This is a genomic window from Shewanella sp. (assembly GCF_013214165.1).
Classification (GTDB): Bacteria; Pseudomonadota; Gammaproteobacteria; order Enterobacterales; family Shewanellaceae; genus Shewanella.
Genome location: NZ_JABSSM010000058.1, coordinates 20,789 through 27,109 on the forward strand (window position 1 = coordinate 20,789; position 6,321 = coordinate 27,109).

Annotated in this window: 5 protein-coding genes; 3 read left to right on the top strand and 2 right to left on the bottom strand. The window is 46.6% G+C overall.

All coding sequences use genetic code 11. From position 1 onward, the window contains the following. Nucleotides 1–219: 219 nt before the first annotated feature. Nucleotides 220–1,836, bottom strand: a complete 1,617-nt coding sequence (locus HRU42_RS15330; protein ID WP_295032217.1) for a VCBS repeat-containing protein — start codon at nucleotides 1,834–1,836, stop codon at nucleotides 220–222. Between the two features lie 364 nt (nucleotides 1,837–2,200). On the opposite strand from HRU42_RS15330, the gene HRU42_RS15335 reads away from it, so the two are divergent. Next, complete coding sequence (locus HRU42_RS15335) at nucleotides 2,201–4,096, top strand: DUF885 family protein (RefSeq protein ID WP_295032218.1); 1,896 nt, start codon at nucleotides 2,201–2,203, stop codon at nucleotides 4,094–4,096. Between the two features lie 237 nt (nucleotides 4,097–4,333). After that, a complete protein-coding gene (rarD, locus tag HRU42_RS15340; RefSeq protein ID WP_295032220.1) occupies nucleotides 4,334–5,272 on the top strand; it encodes an EamA family transporter RarD in 939 nt (312 codons plus the stop codon). Between the two features lie 16 nt (nucleotides 5,273–5,288). Here the strand turns inward: rarD and HRU42_RS15345 are convergent, their stop codons facing one another. Then, nucleotides 5,289–5,885, bottom strand: a complete 597-nt coding sequence (locus HRU42_RS15345) for a lipase (protein ID WP_295032225.1) — start codon at nucleotides 5,883–5,885, stop codon at nucleotides 5,289–5,291. Nucleotides 5,886–6,141: 256 nt separating this feature from the next. On the opposite strand from HRU42_RS15345, the gene HRU42_RS15350 reads away from it, so the two are divergent. Beyond that, on the top strand, nucleotides 6,142–6,321 hold a 180-nt coding region (locus tag HRU42_RS15350), incomplete at its 3' end, for a hypothetical protein (protein ID WP_295032221.1).

A 6,321-nucleotide genomic window follows, 5' to 3' on the forward strand; every position in this document is an offset into this window, starting at 1 on the left:
GATTATTTTAAAGTGCAGGGAACGGCAGTCGACTTAGCCACCAAACTGCTGGGGATGGCAGTTGTCTTTAACCTCTGATAAGACTTCTGCTGAAGCGTCAGGTTGTACAGCCAGATTAGACTTCCCTGACTCAAGAGGCTGAGTCATTCTAATAAATTCTCTTGAGTTTGAGCTGCCCTTAGACAAAATGACGCCCGGAGGCGCCTGTCATGTTAGCAGCTAGCCTGCGAGTATCACCCTAAACGTATTTTGTAGTGACTCATCATCTTGCGGACCGTACTTGATCAGCAGATCATCTTTACCGTCGCCATTGAGGTCCTCGCTAGATACCATGCCACCGTCTTGAGGCAGCTGGACGCGGATTTTTTCACTCCTCTTAACAAAAAGCCTGTCACTGTCACTGCCTAAAAATATCTGCAAGGTATCATCTCCGTCTGACAACAAGAGATCTTGCAGCCCATCACCATTAATATCTGCCAGCTTGACCACAGGGGTGCCACTTTGACCCGAACTGAGGCTGAAGCTTAACTCCACCTCTTTACTGATATTGGCATCATCGGAGAACTGGCTATTCTCATCCATCTTAAATAGATACACGTCCTGATCGATACTGCCCGAAATCAAGGCTCCTATGATCTGCGATAAGCCGATGTCGAACCCCACCACCAGCACCTCATCTTTGTTATCGCCGTCGATATCGATAAATTCTAACCCAGTTAAGGTGCCATCGGCTCTAATAACGCTATTAGGCTGCTTCGGAAACGTCAGCAGTCCCTTGATGTTTTCACCCAGATAAATCTCATAATCATTCACCCTATCCAGCACACCTGAGCTCTTGGTGTAACGCACTACCATATCGGTTAAGCCATCGTCATTGATATCTTTAAGCTGCTCCACTTTGCGGTAAATCAAGTCACTCTGATCTAACGGCTCGCCGTAAGCGTCTCGCTTGTTCCACCAATCCAATCCGCTGATAGCCAGACGAACCGAGCTGTATTTAGCGATAGGATTGAAATGTCCCGACTCCTCTTGTCTATACACCTCTAGCTCCCCCTCACCTATCTTAACGACATCCAACTTACCATCGAGATTGATGTCGGCACTATAGAGTTTTGACTGAGTGTAGCGAACACCATCGTTATAGAGTCGGACTTGAGGCCTAATCGGCAGTAGCTGCCTTTGATAACTGCCATCGGTTTGTGCGATAAAAAGCTCTACCCTATCGAAGTCGCTAATGATGATGTCATCCAGGCCGTCACCATTAAGATCACGAATAAAATCACTGTCACTAATATAGTCGGGCCTATGCTTGAGCGACATTGAGTTGATATCGGCAACAATGTGGAAGGGGTTTAACTTATCATCGGGAACGAATTTAATTAAATGCTTACTCGATAAGAACATCAATTGCTGCATTTCATTAGCATTGGTAGCATTGGTAGCATTGACATTAGCTGACGAGCCAGAGTGATCACGCCGGGTCAAATCGAAGCTGGCAAGCTCACGGGGAAGTTTCACTTTTAAAGACTCGGTATACTTGCCCTTCACCGTATCGAAAGCAAAAACGGCTAACCACTTCTGCCGGGAATCATCCACCCCGAAGATAACGAGCTCTTTGCCACTCGTCGCTAGCAAATTAGCTGGCAATATAGGATGAGTCAGCTTGAAGCTGGTTTCAACACTGTGTGATTCGAGTGTTACTGCTGAATTTTTCGACGCGGCATTAGCGCCAAACGATGCCAGAGCCAGCAGCGGCAATAGTAGTACGGGTAATGCATGTACGGGGGACGCCGCAAGCATAGATAAAAAAGATGAACCGTTTCTGATTTTTTCCATTTGCAACAAACTCCAATCTCGCAATAAGCGCCTGACTTTATCTCACATATCGCGCTTTAAACCTATGAGCCTAATCTATCGACTCTGAAAAAAAAAGAAAGTTCAGTTAATCAGATGTTACAAAGTAATGGAGCAGGAGCCTAATTAGATACAATTTTTCGCTGAAACAGGCCTGAATATAGACATACTCAGATTCACTCATGACGCCGTTATGAACATGATAACTATCATCGAACAGTGAAATATCAAGATTCCCACTTGGCTAGCGGCAGAGGATGCCACAATATTTTTAACCAATGCCGACCGCTCCAAATCAGGGTATAGTTCACAAAAATATAAAAAACGTGATAAGGAAGGATGCTCCATGTTTAGTAAAAGTCTTATCGGCCTAAGTGTTTTAGTGGCCTTGTTTGGTTGCACTAATGAACAGACTGAATCAGCAAATAATACGACCGGAGTCGCTGCCAAAAGTACTCAAGTCGCTCAAACACCTAAGGTCGACACGGATAAACGAGCGAGTATTGACGCTAGAGTGGCGCAGTTCACTCAAGACTTCATCGAGTCTCAGCCAGCATTGGCCACCTCGTTAAATCTCAGTTCTGACATTGCGGGAAACTTTCAACGCCAGCTCCCCGATTACTCTCCGACAGGCATGAAAGCCTTACAACAAAAAATGCAGCTCGCGGCATCACAGCTAGCTAATATAGATACCCAAAATCTATCTGATAACGACAAACGTCACGTCGTCGTTAACCAGGTAATCGCTAATTACTACGCCGGAGATGCTCAATTTAACGCAGGTTATATCGATACCTGGGGCGGACACCTGCCTTACATAGTCAACCAAATTAGTGGGCCACTGATCGACATTCCTGCCATTTTAACCGATCAGCAGACTATTTCAGACTTAGGCGATGCTGCAGATTATCTGCACCGCTTAACCGCCTTGGCTGAAATGACTAATCAAGTAAAGCTCAAAGTGGAAGCCGATGCCGCTAACGGTGTCATTCTTCCTAAGCCACTATTTGCCAACACGCTTAATTTCCTCACTAAGTTTACGGCCAAACCTGCTAGTGAACACAGCCTGGTCACTAGCTTCCAAGAAAAACTGAATGCCACAGATAAAGTTGATGCAAAGCATAGAGAGGCTTTCATTGCACAAGCCAGTAAACTCGTCGATGAGAAGATCTATCCCGCTTACCGTGATGTTAGCGCTCTGATGACCAGCTTAGCGCGTAAAGCCCCCACTGACGTGGGGATTTGGGCCCAGCCCAATGGTGAGTCTTTCTATCAACATGGCATCACCTATTTGGCAGACTCAAATTTGAGTGCCGACGAGATCCATCAACTGGGCATCGAAGAAGTTAACCGTATCACCAGCGAGATGGACAGCATCTTAAAAGCTAACGGCTACAATAAGGGAAGTGTAGGCGAGCGCATGATCCAGCTCAGCAGTGAGCCACGTTTTCTATACGAGAACTCAGATGCTGGCCGTCAACAATTGCTCAATGATCTCAGCAAAGACATAGAGTTAGTGATGACCAAGGCACCGCAGCTATTCTCGACCTTGCCACCACAAGAGGTGATCGTTAAGCGTGTCCCAGTTGAAACAGAGGCTGGGGCTGCTGGTGGCTCCTATATACCACCAGCGCTCGATGCTAGTCGTCCCGGCGTCTTCTTTATTAACCTTAAAGATATGACCTCTATCCCCAAATATGGCCTCAAGACGCTCACTTATCATGAAGCAGTACCAGGACACCATTTCCAGATAGCCCTTAACATGCTGCAAAAGGATATTGGCCTGATGCGTCAGAACGCTTCATTCAATGCCTATATTGAAGGCTGGGCTCTGTATTCAGAGTTGCTTGCCTCTGAAATGGGCATGTATGAAAATGATCCTTGGGGTAACTTGGGCCGTCTCAAGGCCGAGGCTTATCGCGCCGCGAGACTCGTAGTCGATACCGGCCTTCATCATAAAAAGTGGACTCGCCAGCAGGCCATAGAATATTTTTCCGAGGCGACTGGGTCCACCCAAAAAGAGGTGACTTCTGCTATCGACCGTTATATCGCCTGGCCGGGTCAAGCCCTGGGCTACAAGCTTGGTATGTTGAAGCTGGTCGAGCTCAGAGCCAAGGCGCAACAAAATCTGGGGGACAAGTTTGATATCCGCGCCTTCCATGATCTCATCTTACTACCAGGCGCCAGACCTATGTCTGTAGTCCAGTCAGATGTCGAGCAATGGATAGAGGCACAAATATAGGTGATGAGCCGGAATTAATCTAAGCTAATCTATGGCTAAGCCGACCCTTCGGCCTAGCCATAGATTCAGTTGCTATGAGCTTATTTAACGCTACCGAGACAAAATAATTTCCCTTGATATATCCAAGCGTATTGCTAGTATCGGCCACTTATTATACCAAATATCACTTGCTCATCCGAGAGTACTCCATAACAACATTTTTTCTTATCGTCCTATGTCATTTTTGGATTATGTAAAATGCCACACACTAGCCGTACCACATTTCAGGGTAATGCCCTTGCCGCCTTCGCTTTCCTGCTTTGGGGCTTGATGCCACTGTATTTTCAGATGTTACCTGGGGCCGATACCAATGAGCTACAAGCCTTTAGGATCACATTTTCGCTGCCCTTCATGTTGGCGGTCATCCTTATCATGGGGCAAAAGCTTCCTTCTTTGGCAGCACTCAAGGCCGACAAGCGTTCGCTGGCTCTGTGTGGACTCGCGGCAGTGATCATGTGTGTGTCTTGGTATCACTTTACCTGGGCTATCACCCATGGCCAGGTGTTAGCCGCTAGCTTAGGATTTTTCATCAATCCCTTGTTCGCTATCGCCCTCGGCGTGATGTTTCTCGGGGATAAACTGTCTAGGGCCCAGACTATAGCCGTCATGCTAGGGAGTTGTGGTATCGGCTACCTGATATACAGCTACGGAGAGCTGCCCTGGAGTTCGCTGTTTATGGGAGGATGCTTCGCTCTCTATGGCTTATGTAAGAAATTTATCCGCTTCGATTCGCTAACCTCGGTGACCGTGGAAGCTGCCCTCTTGATGCCTTTCGCCCTAAGTTATCTCTTTTGGCTAGGGATCACAGATCAGAGCATGGCTCTGGCTCAGTTCTCAACCTCTGACACTGATACCTGGTCACAACTACTGCTCTACATGGGCGTGGCACCTATCACCTTAATTCCGCTTATCTTTTTTTCCCTTGCCATCAGCCGTACCAGCCTATCTATGATAGGTCTAATGCAATATATCGAGCCTAGCATGCATTTTTTGCTCGCCGTGGTACTGTTTAACGAGTATTTCGACCACGTCAAGGCTGTCAGTTTCGCCTTAATCTGGACGGGGCTTTTACTCTGCACACTCGAAGCCTTACCGGCGCTGCGACACAAACGAGCTAACTTGAAGCTAGGAAGCTAGGAAGCTAGGGACACAGTTACTCATGCAATCTAGCGAGTATTTCATTAGTGATCTTACTGCTAAAGACCATAGAAAGATGCAGAGCGACGCAGAACTTCTTATTCTCAGCCAACTCCCAATGTGAACTGGTACTCGGCACTATGGTGTAATCGATAGATGTTCTGTAGGAATAGAGCTTTAGCGCGTCGAGCCGGTATGCAGATTCATCTAAGGACCTGAGAAGTTCACTATCGGGCCTGAGTTGCTTCATCGCTTTCGATGGGTAAGGCAGATAGGCCATGTAGCTGCCGCCATGTGGGGTTGAGATGGTAAACAAGTGGCTAGTTCTCGAATACCCTTCGAGATGTTGCAGGTAATATCTCGCGACTATGCCCCCCATGCTGAAGCCGATAAGCACTATGCTCTGATGTTCACCGTATCGCTTATCTATCTGGCTCTTTAGGTTATTGGCGGCATACTCGACGCCATGGCGGCCATCAAAGGGCTTTAGCGTCGGAGTGAAGCACTCGAATCCCTGAGATTCAAACTGCCTTCTCATCCAGCTCATCACAGATCCCGTATTAAAAATACCATGCACTAAAACCAGTTTAGGTTTTCTCTCGGTTATGGTCATCACTGATCGCTGCTCATTATTTCTAAATTCTCACTTGGATTAATACCATTCCGAGTAAATATCTGATCATTCAGCGGGAGTTCAAAGCACTGTAGGCAAGGCGAATGTTTGAAGCTAATAGTTATTCTATATCGAGAACATTCAACGTAGCATAAAGCGCTTTGAAACCCGCACTGCGTGAGGCTCTCAGTGTTTCCACTTCGGTGTTACATTGACTTAAAAGGGAATAACCATTTCCTCTTCAATGTGCCTTGAATTGAAAAAACTGAGAGTCTCTGAACTGACCAGATACTTATATGGAATGGTATTACACACTTTTAGTTATCGATTTTGCTATCATGGCGCCGCTGTAACTCGTTACAGTCAATACACCCATGTCAATATTAGTCATCTATACGAGTCAATTACCATGTCTATCTCCGCATTATTAGCCGCT

What these genes read in the sequence shown, in the direction of transcription:
- HRU42_RS15330 (WP_295032217.1), bottom strand. Translation starts at nt 1,836, where the DNA reads ATGGAAAAAATCAGAAACGGTTCATCTTTTTTATCTATGCTTGCGGCG.
- HRU42_RS15335 (WP_295032218.1), top strand. Translation starts at nt 2,201, where the DNA reads ATGTTTAGTAAAAGTCTTATCGGCCTAAGTGTTTTAGTGGCCTTGTTT.
- rarD (WP_295032220.1), top strand. Translation starts at nt 4,334, where the DNA reads ATGCCACACACTAGCCGTACCACATTTCAGGGTAATGCCCTTGCCGCC.
- HRU42_RS15345 (WP_295032225.1), bottom strand. Translation starts at nt 5,885, where the DNA reads ATGACCATAACCGAGAGAAAACCTAAACTGGTTTTAGTGCATGGTATT.